We start from the raw sequence: 19595 nt of genomic DNA on the forward strand, positions 1-19595 counted from the left end.
ACTAAAAAAAATAATAGGGTTTTCTCATTCCGGGATGAAGCTATGAAACACTTGTGTAAAGCGATTATTCTTTATTTCTTCCCCAAAACGAACTCTAAAAATAGCGTATTTATTGTTCTAATAAATATCTTTCCTACTAAAATAACTTAAAAGTGATTGATGTTATTTATTGAAAATCTCCAAGCTATGAAGCTTTAAAAGATATTTTTGGTGTCTATCGAATCAAAATATGTAAAGGTCATTCATTCTTTTGATAATTATATAAGACAACTCTGGGGATTCTATTTTCACTGAATCCCGTGATTTCTAAATCTTATATATTATTTACTATTGAAGTCTAATTATAAAATCTCTTTTGAATGAGTATTATTTCTAAAATTGTATTAAATGTTCGTGCAAGTAATACGAATACAGAATCATTGGAATTAAGTAAAATAATTGATTCCTCAGAAATTCCAACGGATAACCTATCGGAAAATGATGTGGAACAAATTTTAGATCTAGTTTTATCTCTACTAGAAGAATCTAGAAATAAAATTTTGGAAGAATATACCTATGTATATGAGTTTGAATATCAATTTTATGACGAAAAAGATGAATTGATTCTTGCCAAAAGTGCTTATTCCTATTTTGATGAACTGATAGAAAAGGCAGTCTCATTTGAAGCTCTCCACAATAAATTATGGCAGTTTATAGATAGATCCTACTATAAAGAAAATGATGCACGATTCTGGAGAGATAGTGAAACTCCTGTGGGTAGTACAGCAGCCTCTTTATTGGCTTTATATGATAAAAAATATATCGAAAATTATATAAATTTTCTTCGTACGAATGATATGGATCATGAAGTAGATCAATATGGAGATATCAATACTATTATCGAAAAATATGGAGTTTGCGAAGAAACCCTATCATTAGCAATAGCTAGAGCTTGTAGTGTTTGTGGTCAACATGGATCTGAACAATTTGAAGAGTTCTTAGAAGAAAACTTTTTAGAGTATATAAAATCAAACTTTGATCTGTTTCTACAAAAATTAGAAGAAGAATATCAGTTTAAAGAGATTTGGTTTATGGATCTAGATTATGATGAGTTTTGGAATCCAGGAAATATGGAAACTGATTGGATAGATATGATTTTAAAGATTCTTAATGAAGACCAAACGGAAAAACTTAGATTGTTTTTTAAGGAGCACTTATAAATACTACCAAAGAATTCTAAAACTTAGGTTAGGTGTGATTCCTAAAGAGGTAATGTCATCATTAATAAAACGGTTGTCAAGAGAATTAGTGGTTCTAAACTCTCTGTTTAACAGGTTTTCTCTATCATAAAGGTTTAAGATAGAAAGTCCAAGTCTGTAATTGATGGGTGAAGTTGATTTTAGTTTGAAATCGTAGATCGCGGAAAAATCAAGTCGATGATAGATCGGTAAATTATTTCCATTGATTTCTCCGAAATCTAATACTACGAGCTCTCCGCTTTCGTCAACTCCGTCTACATTGGTGAAAGCCTTTCCAGTATGCCATAACCAGCCTAACGAAAACTGAAAGTTATTGATTTTATAAAAGTGAGACCATTTTATAGTATGCTCGATATTCCAATTGCCAGGAAAAGACTCATTATTATTGATATCATCAAACTTATTTGTAGTATTTATATAGGAATAACTTACCCAGGTTTTGTAATTATTAAAATGCTTCTTTAAGAACACATCGATTCCATAAACGGTACTTTCACCATTATGATAGGTATTATCAATAGGGTTTATAAAACCAGCGGTTAGAGAAGTTATATCATCAATTTGTTTATAATATCCATCAACATCAAAATACCATTTATTCTTTTTAAAACTGCTTCCTAAGGTAAATTGATAACTGGTAATAATAGGAAACTGTTCTTTATTGGCTAAAGTCCACACCTGATTTTCTAAGGACAAATCACTAACAACAGACTCTCTGATTTGACTTGCCGCTTGACTTCTATATTCGGCAGTTGCATTTATTTCCCAGAATTTTGAGAGATTTTTTTGCAAGAAAATTCTGGGTTCCACAAAGGATTTTTCTAATTCCGAGTAATTGTTGAATCGAAGACCAGCAGAAAGATAAAAGCTATTTGGAATCTCGTATTTGTACTCGCCATAAATACTGTGTGTATTTAGTGAACGATTATCCTGATCTAAAATTAACTCATAAGTGGGCGTAGTAGTAACAAAAGCATACCTAATTTTATTATTAGCATACTGATAACCTCCTAAAAGTTTTTGATAATCCGATATGTTATATGAAAAGTCAAGTGCTGCGCCCAAATCTTTAACACTATTCTTTTTACTTTCAGTTTCTGTTATGCTTCCAGAATCTCTAGTTATGAATTCATAATTCAGCAAGTAACTGGTAAAATAACTACTTGCTTTCATACCTAAATTAGGGCTCCATTGGTGTTTCCAACTAATATTGTATCCCTCGTTTTCGGTGACTAAATTATCATTAAACGACATCGAAGTATCACTCCTCTTAAAATCCAGATCATTTTTACTATAAATAGCGTTTGCCTCAATTTTATCAACCTCAGAAAGCTTCGCGATCAGATTTGCATTGTAATCCGCATAGAAAAAATCATTTTTAGCATCGTTTAGCTCTACAGTCTCAGCAATTGTGGTATTCTGAAAGACTCTGTCTGCAAACTGTTTATACGTAAATGTTTCGAAAACATCTGTGTAAGACCTTCTTCCAGATACTTGTAACGAAACTTTATCTTTTATAATAGGAGTATGAATGACGGCATCAGCATTAATCATATTAAAACCTGCACCACCCGAAAAGCGTTCAGCTACCTTATCCTCAGTTTTAATATCTATAATCCCAGAAATTCTATCTCCATATTTTGCACTAACTCCACTTTTAGAAAAATCAACCTCTTTTACTACATATGGATTGAATGCGGATAACATCCCGAAAAAATGTCCCTGATGATAGGTTTTTATACCGTTCCAAAGTACTAAATTTTGATTAGGAGCGCTTCCACGAACATATATTCCAGAAGCTGTTTCAAAAGGGCTATTAACACCTGGCGTTTGTTGGATGCTCTGTAAAATATCGGGTTCTGTTAAACCAGGTAAAATCTCAATATCTTTAAGATCTATATTAATTACTCTTTTATCCTGGGTAATTCCCTTAGTAAGATATTCCTGAATAATAACTTCATCCAATGTTTCAATGGCATGGATCAGATAAATGGTATTACAATCTTGGCGAATAAACTCTGATGAATTAATTACTTTTTGCCGAAATCCTGGAGCACTTATAAGTACTGGTGTATTAAAAGGGACTTCAGTACTTTCGAAGTACCCTTTTTCATCGGTAGTAATATTTGTTCTGGAGGCCTTTACAAATACCCGTATCTTTTCTAAAGGTTCGTTGTTTTCATCAAATATATATCCGCATATAGAGTGTGCGTCTTTTTTGGAATAAGTCCGCACAGTGATAAAATTATTCCCTGTAATTTCAAACTTTAATTGCGTTTGCTTTTCTAATCGACCGATCACTTCTTCTATAGTAGTGTCTTTTGTAGTTCTAAAGGAGACTTTCTTTTGTGTTAGAATAGCATCTAAGTAAGAGAATTTTACTTGATATTGTTCTTCTAATAAAAGTAGTGCAGCCGAAAGGTCTACGTTATCCGCATCAATAATGTAAGAAGCTTTTTCTTGCGAAAAAGCTGATATACCTAATAAAAGTATGTAAACATAAAAAAGTCTGGTCATGCTCTTAATTGTCTAATACCACGGTTTTATTGTCTTGCAATAGTTGGTATTGCAAACCTAAGGTACTAAAAACCGTTTTAAGAGCAACATCGATATCATTGTTAGGAAAAGTTCCTGTGTAAATGATAGATGTATCTAACTGTTTTGTTTCGATGTTGATATTATATTGTTCTTCTAATTCTTTAAAAACATATTTTACCGGTACGCTTCTAAATGAACTAATATTGTTAATCCAAGAAGGTTCTAATGCTTCAAAAACCCAATTTTCGGATGCAGATTTCGCAATTTTTCTGTATCCTTTTCCTGCTGTAAGAATTATTTGTTCTTCACCACTTTGGACGCGCACTTTTCCTTCAAAACATACAGCTTTAAAAAGGGAGGCTTGTGAATCTACACTAAACTCGGTTCCCAAAACTGTTACGTTGCCGTTTTCTGTATTTACTGTAAAAGTGCTTCCTTTTTTAACTTTAAAATAGGCTTCACCGTCTAAAGAAACAGTCCTATTGTTTTCCCAGTCATTTTTATCAAAACTAACTTCTGATTTTGCGTTTAAAATTATTTCAGAACCATCTGGTAAGGTTACTGCTAACTGTTCTCCATAGGAACTACTTATAGAATCATTGGTATTGAAAAAGAAAAGACCAAAAATAATTGCAATTGATGCTGCAACAGCGGCATAAGGCCAAAATTTGATAACAGGCTTTTGATTACTTTCAATAGAAGTTTGTTTTCCAGATTTGATAGTATTCAGTGCTGTATCGATATCATATTCAGATAAATCTAAGGCGTCAGCACCCGCTTTTATCTTTGCGTAGTGCTTATATTCTGGATGGGATTGGAACTCACGAAGTTCCTCTGGAGAAAGCTCTCCGTTAATCCATCTGGATAAGAATATATCATCATTTTTATTATCTAACATAATCTGCCTTTATATATAAAAAACGTTCTATTTATTAATTACCCTACCCCTTGCTATTAATTTTTTTTAATTTTTAACAATTTACCTCATTTATAATTTAGATGTCACCAATCTTTTTTCTTAAACTTAATAAAGCTTTGTGCATTAATTTTTCAATAGCCTTAACGGAAACATTAGATAACTCAGCAATTTCTCTATAAGTTTTTTTATCAATTCTACTTAAAAGGAAAACTTCTCTTTGTCTTTCTGGTAAATCAGCGATAGCATTCTTCAGTTTCTCCATATATTCCTTTTCTAACATCACAAATTCCGGAGACTCATTAGTAACATCAGTTTTACGCTGAGTTATATAATTCTGATGTTTAAACTTTACTTGTTGATGCCTAGCAATACTAATTCCTAGGTTGGTGGCTACAGTATAAACATAACTTTTTGCTTTGTCTAAAGGTACTTTAGCACAATTGTTCCATAATTTAATAAAAGCATCTTGAACAATATCTTCTGCCTGATCTAAATCACCAAACTTATAATACAGATAACTTCTCAAAAGTTTTGCGTGACTTTTGAAAAAATGATCAAAGGCTTGTTCGTCACAAGTAGAGTTTTTACTATCAGACATTTGGGGATTCATTTGTTGTCAAAACTAGATTTTTTTCTGGTATCAAAAAAAAGAAATTTTAAAAAAAACAAAAAAAGAGGGGTGGGGTAGTTTTGGTATTGGGCGTTTTACTAGTGTTATAACAAACATCTCAATTGAGCATAACTTATTATTTACTTAAAAAATTAACATGAAAAATCTTAGAATTTTTAGCTTACTTATGTTTGGGCTTATGATTGCATTTTCTTCTTGTGAACAAGAAGATGATAATCAAAACACTGAATGTCCTCAGTTATCTTTTGGACAGGATGGGAAAAAACTAGTTGCTGATTTTGAAGGAATTGAAGATCTTGATACATACGAATGGTTTGTTGATGGAGAATTGGTAGAGACCGAAAGTCAGCAAAATGAAAGAGATAATACTTTAGACCTCTCTTCTTATAATCCAGGTACCTATAATGTTTGTATTAAAGTGGAAACACCAGATTGTCCTGAAGGAACGGAATTTTGTAGAGAAATTACCATTGAAGAAGAGATGGATGGATGTCCAGATCTAAAATTTACTAGAGATGGAGAGTATTTATTTGCAGATTTTGAAGGAATAGACACTTTAGAGTTTTATGCATGGAAGGTGACAGGTGAAAATCTAGAAAACGGTGAGATCATCGAAAACGAAGGAACAAGTAATCAAGGAGATAATAAGTTCTCTTTAGAAAATTTAGAAGAAGGAACTTATACTGTATGTTTAATTTCTGAAAGCCCTACTTGTACAAGCACAGAATATTGTGAGGAGATCACAATAGAAGGTGATGGAGATGGACAAGGATCATGCCCTGATCTAACTTTAAGCTCAGAAGGAAGTATCGTAGTTGCTTCTATCTCAGGAACAGATGATATCGAATCATTTAATTGGTTTGTTAATAATGAGCCTTTAGCAGCAGAAGATCTTCAAATCCAAGGAACTACAATTACTTTAGATCTTAGTGATTACAATCCAGGTTCTTATGAAGTATGTGTAAAGTTTGAATCTAATGATTGTGCTCAAGGAATCGAAGCATGCGTGTCAGCTCAAGTAACAGATGATAATAATGGCGGTGGAGATGATGGCTGTCCTGACCTTTCTTTTATAGAAGAAGGACCATTTATGTTTGCAAGCTTTGCAGGAATAGATCAATTAGCGGTATATGAATGGTTTGTAGATGGAGTATTGGTAGAAACAGAGGATCTACAAAGTCAAGATAGAGATGATAAACTTGATTTGTCTTCATACAATCCAGGTACTTACAGAGTTTGTATCAAAGCAGAAACAAATGACTGTCCTAACGGAACAGAGTTCTGTAGAGATGTTGTAATTCCAGAGCCTCAGCCTGTAGATTGTACTATTTTTAAATTAGAATATGTGACTACAAATTCTGCAGAATTTGTGAATGCAAAAGGAGTAATTTTATTTGGTTTAGATGATAACTCTGTAGTTTGGGAGATTGATGGTAATCAAGTTACACCAACTACTGCCACAGGACATTTCTTAATACTTCAAGATCACCTTCAGCAGCCAGGAAGATATGAGATTTGTTATAAAGCAGAATCTTCTGAATGTGGAAGCTTACAAGAATGTGTTGAGATTGATTTTCAGGGGCTTTAATTCATATGCGAAGTGATGGTTTATTAAGTTCAGTCAGTTGAATAAATAATCACTTATTTGTAGGAAGAGACCGTTTTTACGGTCTCTTTTTTTTTATTCGTAGATACTTTAATATCCAATATTAATAGGGCTTTAGGGTGGTTTTTAAGATTTTTATGACAAATTTTTAACTTTTTTTAAAGTAAGGGGTAGGGTATTGGTTTTGTGCTGCGTTTCATTATTGTAAAGCAAGTAAAAGCTTCTAAATAATTAATATAAAATAACCCCTAAAATTACAACAATGAAAAAACTTAGTATTTGGTGTGTAATGATTTTTACACTACTTGTGGGATTTACCTCTTGTGAAGAAATTGAAGAACTAGAAAATTGTCCAGATGTAACAATTAATGTAGATAATGTTGCTGGCAGTGCTGTTTATCGTTTTGCCGCACAATTAGATGGCATCCAGGATGTAGAGCTTACTTGGTCTATCGATGGAGAAGATGTAGCAAGTGGAAACTTAGATGATATAGCAAGTCAGATTTTTGAATATCAGTTTGAAGAAGGAACATATACTGTTTGTGTAAGAGTAGCTAGTGATGCTTGTCCTATCGAGGTTTGTAAAGAGATTGAGGTAGACATCGATGAAACAAACCCTTGTCCGGATTTATTCTTCGAAACAAGACAATTGGATAGACCTAATAGCTATAAGTTTATTGCAGATTTCCCTGGTATTGAAGAAACTCGTTTCGAATGGTTTATCAATGGAGAAGTAGTAGTAACAGATGGTCAAAATGCAGATAACTATCTATTCTGGGATTTTGAGGAAGTTGGAACTTATGAAGTATGTATCAAAACAGAAACGCCAGATTGTCCAGAAGGAACTTCTTATTGTAAAGTAATTGAGGTTCAGGAAGTAGACGAAAGATGTCCAGAACTATTCTTCATTGCAGAGCAAGATGGAGATAATCCAGCATATTATTTTCAGGTAGAGTTTGAAGGAGCTGATCAGATTGAATGGTTAGGTTGGTATATCAATGGAGAATTTGTAGAAGATTCTAATAATGGAGATAATAATAGATTCTATTACCAATTTGCACCAGGAAGATATGAAGTATGTTTAAAAACAGAAACTCCAGAATGTCCACAAGGAACATCATATTGTAAAGTTATTGAAATTGAAGGTGATGCTGTTTGTCCAGAGTTGTTTTTCGAAGCCGAACAAGATGGAGATAATCCTGCATACTATTTCTATCCAGGAGCATTTGACGGAATAGAAGAGTATCCAATGAGTTGGTCGGTTAATAATGAGTTTGTTGGTACAACTCAGAGTCATGATGAACCATTTTACTATCAATTTGCTCCAGGAAGTTATGAGGTTTGTGCGGCAGTAGAAACGCCAAATTGTCCACAAGGAGTAACCTTCTGTAAAGTAATCGAAATAGAAGAAACTGGAACCAGCTGCCCAAATTTATTTTTCACAGTAGATCAAGAAGGAGATACACCTGGATATAATTTTAGAGCAGAGTTCGAAGGAATGAGTGATATTTCATACGAATGGACTATCAACGGAGATGTTGTAGATAGAGAGATTGTAGATAGTAATGAAAGAGATAATTATTTATACTACCAATTTGGATCAGGAACATACGAGATATGTATTATAGCAGAAACTCCAGATTGTCCAAACGGAACTATATTTTGTAAAACAATCGTCATAGAATAGTTAAGTCAGTTAGGTTGGATTAATTAGGTTGATTCCCTGGAAGTAAGATCATTCTTCCAGGGAATTTTGTATATACCAACCAGATGTGTTAGATTGTGAATCCAATGAACTAAATAATTTTTATTTAAATTGAGGTAGGGTATACTGATTTTCAGGCGTTTTACTTTATATAAAGAGAAATATTTTGAGAAAAATTCATACATATAGTTTAAGGTTATTGCTAATAAGCTTCGCTGTATTGTTATCAGGATGTGTAAATGATGATTCTTTTTTTCCTGAAGAAAACAATAATAACGTAGTATCCAGTACTTCCTTGGTTACGGTGCTTACTAATTTTGGTTCCGACAATTCGTTTCTATCAGAAAATGAACAGTGTTTCCGATTTGTCTATCCTATTACGCTGGGTTATAATACGGATTCAACTATCACCATAGATAGCTATGACGGATTAGTGGATGTAATTGCTAGCCAAGGACCAAATTTTAATATAACTGGTTTACAATTTCCTGTTTCTATTGTGTTCAAAAATACAGATGTAACCGTTAGTTTAAGTAATGAAGCTTCACTGTTTAATGTTTTGTCAGAATGTGAGTTTGATACTGTAAGAGATGATTTTGACCAGTTTTTTAATAGTTGTTTCAAGTTTGATTATCCAATCACAATGTTTGATAACGGAGGTGTTGAAATAGAAATATCGTCTGATGAAGCATTTCAAGCTTTTTATCAAAGTCAAGGAGCTCTATATCAACCTAATTTCAAATTTCCTATTACTCTTTTAGTAGGAGCTAATTTAGAAAGTACCACTATTGATACGTATTTTGGCTATTATAGAATTATTAGCACTTGTGAAACTCGTTGTCCTCAATTAGATTTCACATCCGAACTTACAGATACATTTAATCTAGGCTATAGATTTGAAGCAAGTTTTCCTGATATAGAAACGATAGGTACCTATGAATGGTTTATAGATGGACAATTTATAGAGATAGATGGGCCAAATGTGCAGGGCGATAATCTCTTATTACGAGATTTTGATGGTCCAGGTACTTATGTCGTTTGTATTAAAGCAGAAACACCAGAATGTCCAGAAGGAATTGAGATTTGTAAAAATATAGAAGTCGCTGAGTTTTGCCCGGATTTAAATTTTAGTTTTGAACAAGAGCAAGGTACATTACAGTATAATTTCACCGCTAGTTTTACAGGTATCGAAGAGTTAACTTACGAATGGTTTGTAGACAATGAAGTAGCGGAACAAGATGGCGGTGGTAATGGAGATAATGTTTTTGTTACAGAATTAACTCCTGGAGTACATCAGGTATGTATAAAAACCACTACACCATCATGCCCAAATGGCGCTGAGGAATGTAGGGAAATTCTTGTGGATCCAATTTGTCCTAATTTATTTTTTAGTTTCGAACAAGAAGGGAATACCACTGGTTATAATTTTACTGCGGATTTTCAGGATATTGGGACCGTTAATTATCAATGGGAAATCGATGGTGAAATAATAGAACAAGACGGTGGTCCAACAGGTGACAATATATTCTTCTTTCAATTTGATCCTGGAACATATGTCGTATGTATTAGAGCTGAAACGGAAACTTGCCCTCAAGGAACACAATTCTGTGAAGAAATAGTAGTTCAGTAAAGATTTTTTTGCAAAAAGGGATATCAAAATAGCAAAAATATAAGACCAAAATTTAAGATGTTGTAAGAATTACATTCGCAAATTCTTAAATAGATAATTCTTTGTGGATAAGGGGTTTATGAGCATTTATTGGAAGCACTTTCCGTAACTTTGTCCAAAAGTAAAGGAAATGAGATATCATACAAGAAAGATCGTAAAACCGGGCGATCTAAATCCAAATAACACTCTATTTGGAGGAAGATTATTAGAGTGGATCGATGAGGAAGCTGCTTTATATGCAGTGATTCAATTAGAAAGTAATCGAGTAGTTACCAAGTACATGTCGGAAATTAATTTTGTGAGTTCTGCTTTGCAAGGAGATATTGTAGAAATAGGAATGGATGTTGTAAAATTTGGAAGATCTTCATTAGTGCTAAAATGTGAGGTACGTAATAAATTGACTCGCAAAACAATTATTCAAGTGGATAATATCACTATGGTATATCTAGATGAAAACGGAAAACCTGCACCACACGGAAAGACGAAAATAGAATACGTCAGAGATAGATTAGCATTAAATTAGTATTACTTTGTTAAATTCTGTAAAAATAGTGTTAGCAAGAATAGAGATGAATAATCTTAGTATTCGAAAGAATGGAATTATGATCTAAAGCGTAAACAGAAGTAACTCGAAAAGAGAACCTCTGTTTACCTGTTAGTTATTGAATTGACCAGTTATCCGCCATAATATGCTTCACATTCAGCAGACATGTCATAGAACCATGTTTCTGGTTTATCACAATTTTCATAATTAATACCTCCGCTAATTACCTTTTTGTGCTCCTTTTTAAGTACAGTGATTCCTTTTAAATTCAAAATGCTTTGTAACATCATAAAATGATTTATTTAATTAATACTAAATATTAATGCAATAAATGGGGAATTTGTTTCTTGTCTAAAAGGTAAAAAATGATAGTTTAACAATACTTTATGCTAAACGTAGTTTTAGTTATCTGAGAACTAGTTTTTTAATTAATGAACGTCCCAAAGCTTCATTAAGGTTGGTAATGATCTTTTCTTTTCCATAGCTTAATTCTTCTCTAAGAACGGAAGAAGTAAGTTCAACATATAGGGTTTCTCGATCTAGCCTAATTTCGAGTGTATATTTTGTAATAGCAGGTCCCATAATTTGCTCCCAAACATCTTTTACTTCTACCTTATCTAATCCTTTCTGAAGTCTATTTTCACTAACAAACTCCTTAAGTACATCACTAATCCTAAGATGGTCATTCTGTCTTCTGCTCATTACAATTCAATCTTTGTATAGGGTTTGTAAAAATAACGATTTCCGGCTTCATTCTGGATAATCATTTGATCGTTTTTTGCTGAAAGCAAGGCTTCTTTCCACTCAGATAATGGAGTTTTGTAATGCATCCAAATACTATCGTTTTCTACAGTTATAATAAAGGACTCGCTATCTTTTGTGGTAATAAAATTACCATTTAATTGCGGTTGCACTTTTTTTCTTATGCCCTTTTTATCTTTTACTTCAAAAAAGTCAACCATCTGACTAAAATTGTATTGTTTTTCTATACCTTCTGCAGTAATGACCTTTTCAATTTCCCAATACCCAGAAATGTTGGATATTGTTTCTTCTGGATCCTGTTTTGCACAGGAAACAAATATTAGGATTAATAGGTATATGCTGTTCTTCGTCATTGATTCTGTTAGTTTAAATTAAGATTCTAACTTTATTATTTTATAAGATTGCGATATTTTTTTTACCACATTTTCGGTACGATCCGCATGCGTATCGCTGATAAATAGTTGTCCGAAATTTTGGTCATCTACTAATTGAATGATATGTTCAACTCTTTTTTCGTCTAGTTTATCAAAAATATCATCCAATAGGAGTAGAGGGTTTACTTTGCTTTGCTTTTTAATGAAATCAAATTGGGCTAATTTTAGAGCGATCAAAAATGATTTCTGTTGTCCTTGACTACCAAATTTCTTAATAGGATGTCCCTCTATCTCAAAAATCAAATCATCCTTATGAACTCCTACACTTGTGTATTGTAACATTCTATCTTTAGAAAGATGTTGTTCTAAGAGAGTAAGTAAATTGTTTTCTGCTAATTTACTTTGATATCTTAAAGATACAGCTTCTTTTCCCGAGCTAATAGCTTCATATCTGTTGATAAAAATGGGGATGAACGTTTCCAAAAACTCAGTCCGTTTGTTGTAAATCACACTTCCTAATTCATCGAGTTGCTGATTATAAATTTCTAGTGTAGTAGGATCAAAGGTATTGTTAGCGGCGAAATATTTTAACAGAGAGTTTCGTTGAGAAACGACCTTAGAGTATTTAAGTAATACTGATAAATATGTGGTGTCACTTTGTGATATAACACCATCGATAAATTTACGACGCGTATCGCTACCTTCGGTAATAAGATCTCGATCTGCAGGAGAGATAATTACTAATGGTAAGAAACCGATGTGCTCGCTAAATGTATCATAAGCCTTTCCATTTCTCTTGATTACTTTTTTTTGACCTTTTTTTGCACTAACGATTACTTTTTCTTCCCGATCCAATTTTTCATATAAACCTTCGACCATAAAAAAATCCGTTCCATGTTTAATGTTTTGACTCGTTATTGGATTAAAATAGCTTTTACCAAACGATAAATGATAGATGGCATCTAAGATATTCGTTTTTCCAACTCCATTATGTCCAACTAAGCAATTAATCTTAGTGTCAAAATCGAAATTAACGGATTCAAAATTTTTATAATTGATTAAAGAAAGGGATTTTAGAATCATAAACCACTGATCGTCAGCAAGTAGTGACTTTTTTGAAATTCTCAAATAAGAAGTGCAAAATATTAAAAAATAACAAATATTTTCGCTTTTAATTATGAATAAAAATTTTATTTTTGCCCTTCATTAAATAATATTTATGGCAACTTATAAGAAACGAGGATACAAACCAAAAAATAAAGCAGAAGAAGTAGAGCAAATAGAAGATCACTCTACAACTGCTGAGGTATTCAATACGCTTGATGAAGGTGCTTCCCGAACTGAAGAATGGGTTGCTGCCAATCAAAAATATATATTTATCATTGTTGGGGCTATCGCTGTTGTCGTATTAGGATATTTAGGATATCAAAAGTACGTACAGGAACCAAAAGAATTAGAAGCATCTAACGAGATGTTTAAAGCACAACAGTATTTTGATGACGCCGTAAACGGTAACACTACTGTAAGTGACTCTTTATATACATTAGCCTTAAACGGAGGAGAAGGTAAATATGGATTTTTAGAAATCATTGAAAATTATGGTGGTACTAAAGCCGCTAATTTAGCGAATTACTACGCTGGATTTTCATACCTTAATATGAATAAGTATCAAGAAGCAATTGATCATTTAGATAAGTTTAAGAGTGATGATGAAATGCTAGGACCTCTTGCTTTAGGAGGAATTGGTGATGCTTTTGCTCAATTAGATCAAATGGGTGAAGCTTTATCTTATTACGAAAAAGCTGCGAATGCTAAAACAAATGACTTTACAACTCCAAAGTTTTTATTGAAATCAGCGGTTACCGCTATTTCTTTAGGAAAGCCTGATGTGGCAATTACTTATTTAGAAAGAATCAAAGAAGAATTTTCTAAGAGTGTAGAAGCGAATCAAGCTGATGTTCATTTAGGAAGAGCTCAAGGAATGCTTAAGTAGTTTGTAATTGACGGTTTTTAGTTCTAGGATTAAATTTTAAAACTATCAACCGATAACAATAAACAGTCAACTTAATATGGCTACAGAAAATAAAAATTTATCGCAATACGATAAAGCTACAATCCCAAACGCGAAAAATTTTCGGTTTGGGATTGTTGTTTCAGAATGGAATGAAACAATTACAGAAGGTCTTTTCCAAGGAGCTTTTGATGCACTAATTGATTGTGGTGCCATCAAAGAAAATATTGTTCGATGGAATGTGCCTGGTAGTTTTGAACTGATTTACGGCTGTAAAAAAATGCAGCAATCCTATGATATGTTGGATGCTGTGATTGCGATCGGAAGCGTTATCCAAGGAGAAACAAAACATTTTGATTTTGTATGTGATGGCGTTACCCAAGGAATCAAAGACCTAAATATACAGAGTGATATTCCAGTTATCTTTTGTATTTTAACCGATAATACGATGCAGCAGTCCATAGATAGATCTGGAGGTAAGCACGGTAATAAAGGAACCGAAGCTGCTATTGCTGCTATAAAAATGGCTCAATTGCGTAAAGACGCAAAATTCTAACACATCATTTCATTGCTGATTTTTAATATTCTTATCAAAATTTTAAAAGCGGCACTATAGTTGCTATTTGATATATTCGATGTTATTGTAATGCTAAAAGCTTTAGATTGCTATGCATTTTAAGTATATTTGGATAATATAAAAAGAAAGGAGCAACACGTGAAATTAAGTATCCCTAAAAGAAAAACGAATCGAAGATATAACTATACTCCTAGATATTATAAGGGTAAGAGTGAAGGAAATATCTATGATTTCGAAAATAGAATTACTAAATATCGCGATACACGAAATGCTATTGATTTTGGTTCTCAATGGAGTGAAGATAGAAAAGCAAGTCGTAATAGAGGAAATAGAGAATTTAATAAACGAGTAATTCTTATTGCCTTAGTGTTGACTTTCATTTTTTTATATATAATTGATTTTGATTTATCCATATTTACTGCCGGACAATAAATGTCAGATATTATCCAACTATTACCGGATCACGTAGCAAACCAAATAGCTGCGGGAGAAGTAGTGCAACGACCAGCCTCTGTAGTCAAAGAATTATTAGAAAATGCTATTGATGCAAAGGCTTCACATATCAAACTAATTATTAAAGAAGCTGGAAAAACGCTCATCCAAGTGATTGATGATGGTATGGGAATGAGTGTAACCGATGCCAGATTAAGTTTTGAGCGTCATGCTACTTCCAAAATAAAAAATGCTGAAGATCTTTTTCAGTTAAATACCAAAGGGTTTAGAGGAGAAGCATTAGCTTCTATAGCGGCTATCGCTCATGTGGAGTTAAAAACCAAGCAAGAAAAAGATGAGGTAGGAACGGAAATAAAAATAGAAGGAAGCGAAGTAGTGTCACAAGAAGTATGTGTAACTCCTAAAGGAACTTCTATAAGTGTTAAGAATCTGTTCTACAATATTCCAGCAAGACGTAATTTTCTAAAGTCAAATGCTGTAGAGTTACGTCATATTATCGATGAATTTCATAGGGTAGCTATGGTGCATGCAGATATTAAGTTTGATATGTACCACAATGGTAGTGAGGTTTTTAGTTTGCCTGTTGCAAATTATCGACAGCGAATCGTACATATTTTTGGAGCGAAAACGAATGAAAAATTAGTTCCTGTAGAGGAAGAAACGGATTTGGTGAGAATTACTGGTTTTGTGTGTAAACCTGAATTTGCCAAACGTACGAGAGGAGAACAGTTTTTCTTTGTAAATAATCGTTTTATTAAAAGCGCTTACCTTAACCATGGTGTGAATTCCGCATTCGAAGGTTTGCTAAAAGAAAAAACACACCCAAGTTATTTTATATATCTTACTGTAGATCCTAAATCTATAGATATTAATATTCATCCTACAAAGACGGAAATTAAGTTCGATGATGAGCATGCATTGTATGCTATGTTACGTTCTACGATAAAACATAGTTTGGGACAGTTTAATGTAGCACCAATATTAGATTTTAATAGAGATGCTTCTATGGATACTCCATATGAGTATAAAAGTAAGATGATAAAGACACCAACTATAGAGGTTGATAGAAGTTTTAATCCGTTTAAGGATGATCCTAAAGAAAGTTCATCGCCTTCTTCTAAAAGTTATACAAGTTTTAAGAAAGAATCTGCTGGAAGTTGGGAGAATTTATATGCTGGTTTGGAAACTCCAGAGACTTCTTCGAAACCTTTAGAGAATGATTTCACCTCTATAGAATTTGAAAGTTCTGAAGTCACTGGCGCTTTATTTAATGCAGATCAGGAGGCAGAGTTAGAGCATCATATTACCTATCAGTTAAGAAGAAAGTATATTGTTACGACCATCAAAAGTGGTATGGTCATCATACATCAGAATCGAGCACATTATAGAGTGCTGTATGAAGAGGTGTTGCGAAACATCACCATGGCAAGTGCAGTTAGTCAACAATTACTATTTCCTTTAAAGTTGTCTTTTTCTAAGCAAGAGATGCAAATTTTAAAAGAAGTACAAGAGCATTTAGAAAATACAGGTTTTGTATTTGGCGAAATTACAGATACGGATGTGTCTATTTCTGGTATACCTACTGCAACCACTGAGAGTGAAGTTTCGGTATTATTAGAAAAGCTAATTAATGATATAGAACAGGAAGTGCCAGATAGTGGTTTTTCATTAACCGATCTTTTGGTCAGATCAATTTCTGGAAGTATTGCTGTTAAAACAGGAATAGCGCTTCCTAAAGAACAACAGCAATATATTGTAAATAGTCTTTTTGCTTGCACCGAACCAACAATTACACCCGATAACAAGCCAACCTTCATCACGTTAACAGTAGATGATATAGATAAAAAATTTTAAGAGTAGATGGGAAGAATTACAGATACAGTTAAAGCCTTATTGATTATTAATGTGATCTTTTTTATAGGATCTCTTACATTAGGTGATGCTGCATACAAACTATTCGCCTTATGGTTTCCAAAAAACGGCAATTTTCAGATATGGCAGATTGCTACTCATATGTTTATGCACAGTCAAGAAACATTTGCGCATATTCTTTTTAATATGTTTATGTTATACATGTTTGGAAGTCATATGGAGAATGCAATTGGGCAAAGAAAGTTCTTATTTCTGTACTTTTCTGCGGGATTAGGAGCGATGCTACTTCAGTTGGCATTTTATTACTTTAATTTTCAGCCAGCATATCAAAGTTTTATAGAAGCTGGTTTTTCAAATGAAGAAATTATTGGTTTCTTGGATTCTGGAAGATATAATACTGCGGTGTTAAAATATACAACAGAAGAAAATGTTTCAGATATGTTTGGAGCGTATCATAGTTTAATGGTGGGAGCTTCCGGAGCTATCGCTGGAGTCATTGCTGCATTTGCAGTTTTGTTTCCAAACTTACCACTGTATCTAATGTTTATTCCGGTTCCGATAAAGGCAAAGTATTTGGTTGCAGGGTATTTTGTTTTGGATCTTTTCGGAGGAATTACTGGTCAAAGTGTATATGGTGCAACAAACATTGCACATTGGGCTCACATTGGAGGAGCAGTAATTGGATTCATCACAATGTGGTATTGGAAAAAGAATTCGTTTAATCAAAATCGTTGGAACTAATGTCACAGATAGACGATTTAAAATTGAAATTTAGGAACTTTTCAATAGTTGAAAAGTTGATAGTTATTAATGTAATCGTATTTGTTGGTTTTTACCTTATTAATACATTTGCGTATCTCTTCGAAGCGTCCAGTGGTTTTATAATGGACTGGTTTGTTTTTCCTAAAGAATTAGGAGAGTTTGTGCTAAAACCCTGGTCTATTGTTACCTACGCTTTCCTGCATAGTGGATTTTGGCACCTAGCATCTAATATGATTATTTTATATTTTTCTGGAAGATATTTTGTGTCGTACCTTACAGAAAAGAGGGTTTTAACTGTCTATTTTCTTGGAGCAATTTTCGGAGCATTACTATATATGTTATCTTATAATGTATTTCCTGTATTCTCCGAAGTTGGTAGTTCTGTGTTATTAGGAGCATCTGCCTCGGTAATGGCAATATTAATAGCTGTAGCGAGTTATATACCTCATATGTCCGTTCGTTTAATGTTTATTGGTAGTGTAAAATTTTGGTGGATTGCAGCATTTTTTGTGGTTCTAGATATTATTCAAATACCAGCTGGTAATGCAGGAGGACATATAGCACATCTTGGAGGAGCTTTATTTGGATATCTATATGCTATTCAGCTAAAAAAAGGGAATGATATTGGTAGTGGTTTTGAAAAATTTATGGATGCCGTAGTTTCCATGTTTAAACCTAAAAAGAAAAGTCCCTTAAAGACAGTACATAAAGCTAAAAAGCCAAAAAAATCTAAAACACAGGTAACAAATTCATCATCAAAAAACAAAAACCCTAATCAGGCAGAAATAGATGCTATACTTGATAAAATAAGCAAAAGCGGTTATGATAGCCTTACTAAACAAGAAAAAGATTTCTTGTTTAAAGCAGGGAAAGATTAATTATGAGAAAGGTAGTTAATAAGATTATATTCTTTATTAATTCTTTGGTGGCTTTCGCTCTGCTAATGTCTTATTTACTTCCTTATGTATCCCCACAGACCTTTCCCTTATTATCTGTTCTAAGCTTAGCAGTACCTATTTTAATAGTGGTTAACGTATTGTTCTTTTTATATTGGGCAATATTGTTTAAACGTAAGATGTTGTTATCATTAATAGTTTTATTGTTAGGGATTTCGCATGTTACTTCCTTATATAGATTAAGAGGTAAAAGCTTAGCCGAAGATACCAAGGATACACTTTCGTTATTAACCTTTAATGTTCATGTGTTTAATAGATTTAAATGGATAGATTCTGAAGAGATTCCTAAAGATATTTCCGAGTTTATTAAAAAAGAGAATCCAGATATTTTTTGTGTACAGGAGTTTTATAACAATCCAAACATAGATTTTAAGCAATATCCCTATAAATACGATTACTTTCATCATCGAAGTCAAGAATTAGCATTGGTTATATTTTCTAAATATCCTTTCGCAAAAAAAGGATCTTTAAATTTCGAGAATACTGCTAATAATGTGATTTTTGCGGATGTAATCACTCCAACGGATACGGTAAGAGTTTACAATGTTCATTTGCAATCTCATGGTATTAGTTCTAAGACCGATGATCTTACAAAAGCAGACTCTCAAAAATTATTAAAACGAATTCAAACGTCCTTTAAAAAGCAGCAAAGTCAAACAGAGCAGTTAATTGCACATTTAAAATCATCTCCTTACAGAAATATTGTGATGGGTGATTTTAATAATACTGCTTATTCCTATATTTATGACAAGATCAAATCTGAAGATTTGCAAGATACTTTTAAGGAAGCTGGTAGAGGGTTTGGAAAAACATTTAACTTCGAGTTATTTCCTGCTAGAATTGATTTTATTCTAGTGCCAGATGACGCAGAAGTGATCAGTTTTAAAAGTTATGATGTAGAACTTTCAGACCATTATCCAATCTATTCAAAGATTAAACTTTAATTTTGATATTAAAACAAAAAAATAGGAGAAATAA

19 protein-coding genes are annotated in these 19595 nt (G+C 32.9%); 12 read left to right on the forward strand and 7 right to left on the reverse strand.

The features are described from left to right. Positions 1 to 359 precede the first annotated feature (359 nt). On the forward strand, positions 360 to 1199 hold the full coding sequence (locus Q1A73_RS14620; RefSeq protein ID WP_299606958.1) for a hypothetical protein: 840 nt from the start codon (positions 360 to 362) through the stop codon (positions 1197 to 1199). Positions 1200 to 1202: 3 nt separating this feature from the next. Here Q1A73_RS14620 and Q1A73_RS14625 read toward each other — a convergent pair whose 3' ends face one another. The 3 genes from Q1A73_RS14625 to Q1A73_RS14635 all read right to left on the reverse strand — a co-directional run bounded on the left by Q1A73_RS14625 (position 1203) and on the right by Q1A73_RS14635 (position 5293). Continuing rightward, positions 1203 to 3755, reverse strand: coding sequence for a TonB-dependent receptor (locus Q1A73_RS14625; RefSeq protein WP_299606959.1), 2553 nt, complete (start codon positions 3753 to 3755; stop codon positions 1203 to 1205). Between the two features lie 4 nt (positions 3756 to 3759). Beyond that, positions 3760 to 4674 carry a FecR family protein gene (locus tag Q1A73_RS14630; RefSeq protein ID WP_299606960.1) on the reverse strand — a complete coding sequence of 305 codons (915 nt, stop codon included), beginning with the start codon at positions 4672 to 4674 and terminating at the stop codon, positions 3760 to 3762. Between the two features lie 97 nt (positions 4675 to 4771). Beyond that, entirely contained in the window at positions 4772 to 5293 is a 522-nt protein-coding gene (locus Q1A73_RS14635) for an RNA polymerase sigma-70 factor (protein ID WP_299606961.1), read from the reverse strand. 169 nt (positions 5294 to 5462) lie between these two features. Here Q1A73_RS14635 and Q1A73_RS14640 point away from each other — a divergent pair, with 169 nt between their 5' ends. From Q1A73_RS14640 to Q1A73_RS14655, 4 genes are all read left to right on the forward strand, one after another. Beyond that, positions 5463 to 6914 carry a hypothetical protein gene (locus tag Q1A73_RS14640; protein WP_299606963.1) on the forward strand — a complete coding sequence of 484 codons (1452 nt, stop codon included), beginning with the start codon at positions 5463 to 5465 and terminating at the stop codon, positions 6912 to 6914. Between the two features lie 280 nt (positions 6915 to 7194). Next, positions 7195 to 8619, forward strand: coding sequence for a hypothetical protein (locus Q1A73_RS14645; protein WP_299606964.1), 1425 nt, complete (start codon positions 7195 to 7197; stop codon positions 8617 to 8619). Positions 8620 to 8803: 184 nt separating this feature from the next. Beyond that, positions 8804 to 10267: a hypothetical protein gene (locus Q1A73_RS14650; protein WP_299606966.1), complete on the forward strand. Its 1464-nt coding sequence runs from the start codon at positions 8804 to 8806 to the stop codon at positions 10265 to 10267. A gap of 169 nt (positions 10268 to 10436) precedes the next feature. Further along, positions 10437 to 10829 carry a hotdog domain-containing protein gene (locus Q1A73_RS14655; RefSeq protein ID WP_299606967.1) on the forward strand — a complete coding sequence of 131 codons (393 nt, stop codon included), beginning with the start codon at positions 10437 to 10439 and terminating at the stop codon, positions 10827 to 10829. 152 nt (positions 10830 to 10981) lie between these two features. Here Q1A73_RS14655 and Q1A73_RS14660 read toward each other — a convergent pair whose 3' ends face one another. The 4 genes from Q1A73_RS14660 to Q1A73_RS14675 form a co-directional block, all read right to left on the reverse strand. Further along, positions 10982 to 11140, reverse strand: coding sequence for a hypothetical protein (locus Q1A73_RS14660; protein ID WP_299606969.1), 159 nt, complete (start codon positions 11138 to 11140; stop codon positions 10982 to 10984). 115 nt (positions 11141 to 11255) lie between these two features. Further along, entirely contained in the window at positions 11256 to 11552 is a 297-nt protein-coding gene (locus Q1A73_RS14665) for a DUF721 domain-containing protein (protein ID WP_299606970.1), read from the reverse strand. Further along, entirely contained in the window at positions 11552 to 11965 is a 414-nt protein-coding gene (locus Q1A73_RS14670) for a hypothetical protein (RefSeq protein WP_299606972.1), read from the reverse strand. The genes Q1A73_RS14665 and Q1A73_RS14670 overlap by 1 nt, the downstream gene beginning before the upstream one ends. A gap of 18 nt (positions 11966 to 11983) precedes the next feature. Then, a complete protein-coding gene (locus Q1A73_RS14675) occupies positions 11984 to 13069 on the reverse strand; it encodes a DNA replication/repair protein RecF (RefSeq protein WP_299607234.1) in 1086 nt (361 codons plus the stop codon). 136 nt (positions 13070 to 13205) lie between these two features. Between Q1A73_RS14675 and Q1A73_RS14680 the strand changes: the two genes are divergently transcribed. The 7 genes from Q1A73_RS14680 to Q1A73_RS14710 all read left to right on the forward strand — a co-directional run bounded on the left by Q1A73_RS14680 (position 13206) and on the right by Q1A73_RS14710 (position 19561). After that, positions 13206 to 13979 carry a tetratricopeptide repeat protein gene (locus Q1A73_RS14680; RefSeq protein WP_299606974.1) on the forward strand — a complete coding sequence of 258 codons (774 nt, stop codon included), beginning with the start codon at positions 13206 to 13208 and terminating at the stop codon, positions 13977 to 13979. A gap of 76 nt (positions 13980 to 14055) precedes the next feature. Then, entirely contained in the window at positions 14056 to 14553 is a 498-nt protein-coding gene (gene ribH, locus Q1A73_RS14685; protein ID WP_299606975.1) for a 6,7-dimethyl-8-ribityllumazine synthase, read from the forward strand. Between the two features lie 159 nt (positions 14554 to 14712). Then, positions 14713 to 15006 (forward strand): hypothetical protein, encoded by a 294-nt coding sequence (locus tag Q1A73_RS14690; RefSeq protein ID WP_299606976.1) that lies wholly within the window; start codon positions 14713 to 14715, stop codon positions 15004 to 15006. After that, positions 15007 to 16881 carry a DNA mismatch repair endonuclease MutL gene (gene mutL, locus Q1A73_RS14695; RefSeq protein ID WP_299606978.1) on the forward strand — a complete coding sequence of 625 codons (1875 nt, stop codon included), beginning with the start codon at positions 15007 to 15009 and terminating at the stop codon, positions 16879 to 16881. Between the two features lie 6 nt (positions 16882 to 16887). After that, positions 16888 to 17640 (forward strand): rhomboid family intramembrane serine protease, encoded by a 753-nt coding sequence (locus Q1A73_RS14700; protein ID WP_299606980.1) that lies wholly within the window; start codon positions 16888 to 16890, stop codon positions 17638 to 17640. Continuing rightward, positions 17640 to 18539 carry a rhomboid family intramembrane serine protease gene (locus tag Q1A73_RS14705; protein WP_299606982.1) on the forward strand — a complete coding sequence of 300 codons (900 nt, stop codon included), beginning with the start codon at positions 17640 to 17642 and terminating at the stop codon, positions 18537 to 18539. The genes Q1A73_RS14700 and Q1A73_RS14705 overlap by 1 nt, the downstream gene beginning before the upstream one ends. A gap of 2 nt (positions 18540 to 18541) precedes the next feature. Next, positions 18542 to 19561 (forward strand): endonuclease/exonuclease/phosphatase family protein, encoded by a 1020-nt coding sequence (locus Q1A73_RS14710; RefSeq protein WP_299606984.1) that lies wholly within the window; start codon positions 18542 to 18544, stop codon positions 19559 to 19561. Positions 19562 to 19595 lie beyond the last annotated feature (34 nt).

It is taken from the genome of uncultured Aquimarina sp. (assembly GCF_947492115.1).
Taxonomy (GTDB): domain Bacteria; phylum Bacteroidota; class Bacteroidia; order Flavobacteriales; family Flavobacteriaceae; genus Aquimarina.

Excerpts from the sequence above, each read along its gene's own strand:
- Q1A73_RS14620 (WP_299606958.1), top strand. The coding sequence starts at position 360 with ATGAGTATTATTTCTAAAATTGTATTAAATGTTCGTGCAAGTAATACG.
- Q1A73_RS14625 (WP_299606959.1), bottom strand. The coding sequence starts at position 3,755 with ATGACCAGACTTTTTTATGTTTACATACTTTTATTAGGTATATCAGCT.
- Q1A73_RS14630 (WP_299606960.1), bottom strand. The coding sequence starts at position 4,674 with ATGTTAGATAATAAAAATGATGATATATTCTTATCCAGATGGATTAAC.
- Q1A73_RS14635 (WP_299606961.1), bottom strand. The coding sequence starts at position 5,293 with ATGTCTGATAGTAAAAACTCTACTTGTGACGAACAAGCCTTTGATCAT.
- Q1A73_RS14640 (WP_299606963.1), top strand. The coding sequence starts at position 5,463 with ATGAAAAATCTTAGAATTTTTAGCTTACTTATGTTTGGGCTTATGATT.
- Q1A73_RS14645 (WP_299606964.1), top strand. The coding sequence starts at position 7,195 with ATGAAAAAACTTAGTATTTGGTGTGTAATGATTTTTACACTACTTGTG.
- Q1A73_RS14655 (WP_299606967.1), top strand. The coding sequence starts at position 10,437 with ATGAGATATCATACAAGAAAGATCGTAAAACCGGGCGATCTAAATCCA.
- Q1A73_RS14660 (WP_299606969.1), bottom strand. The coding sequence starts at position 11,140 with ATGATGTTACAAAGCATTTTGAATTTAAAAGGAATCACTGTACTTAAA.
- Q1A73_RS14665 (WP_299606970.1), bottom strand. The coding sequence starts at position 11,552 with ATGAGCAGAAGACAGAATGACCATCTTAGGATTAGTGATGTACTTAAG.
- Q1A73_RS14670 (WP_299606972.1), bottom strand. The coding sequence starts at position 11,965 with ATGACGAAGAACAGCATATACCTATTAATCCTAATATTTGTTTCCTGT.
- Q1A73_RS14675 (WP_299607234.1), bottom strand. The coding sequence starts at position 13,069 with ATGATTCTAAAATCCCTTTCTTTAATCAATTATAAAAATTTTGAATCC.
- Q1A73_RS14680 (WP_299606974.1), top strand. The coding sequence starts at position 13,206 with ATGGCAACTTATAAGAAACGAGGATACAAACCAAAAAATAAAGCAGAA.
- ribH (WP_299606975.1), top strand. The coding sequence starts at position 14,056 with ATGGCTACAGAAAATAAAAATTTATCGCAATACGATAAAGCTACAATC.
- mutL (WP_299606978.1), top strand. The coding sequence starts at position 15,007 with ATGTCAGATATTATCCAACTATTACCGGATCACGTAGCAAACCAAATA.
- Q1A73_RS14700 (WP_299606980.1), top strand. The coding sequence starts at position 16,888 with ATGGGAAGAATTACAGATACAGTTAAAGCCTTATTGATTATTAATGTG.
- Q1A73_RS14705 (WP_299606982.1), top strand. The coding sequence starts at position 17,640 with ATGTCACAGATAGACGATTTAAAATTGAAATTTAGGAACTTTTCAATA.
- Q1A73_RS14710 (WP_299606984.1), top strand. The coding sequence starts at position 18,542 with ATGAGAAAGGTAGTTAATAAGATTATATTCTTTATTAATTCTTTGGTG.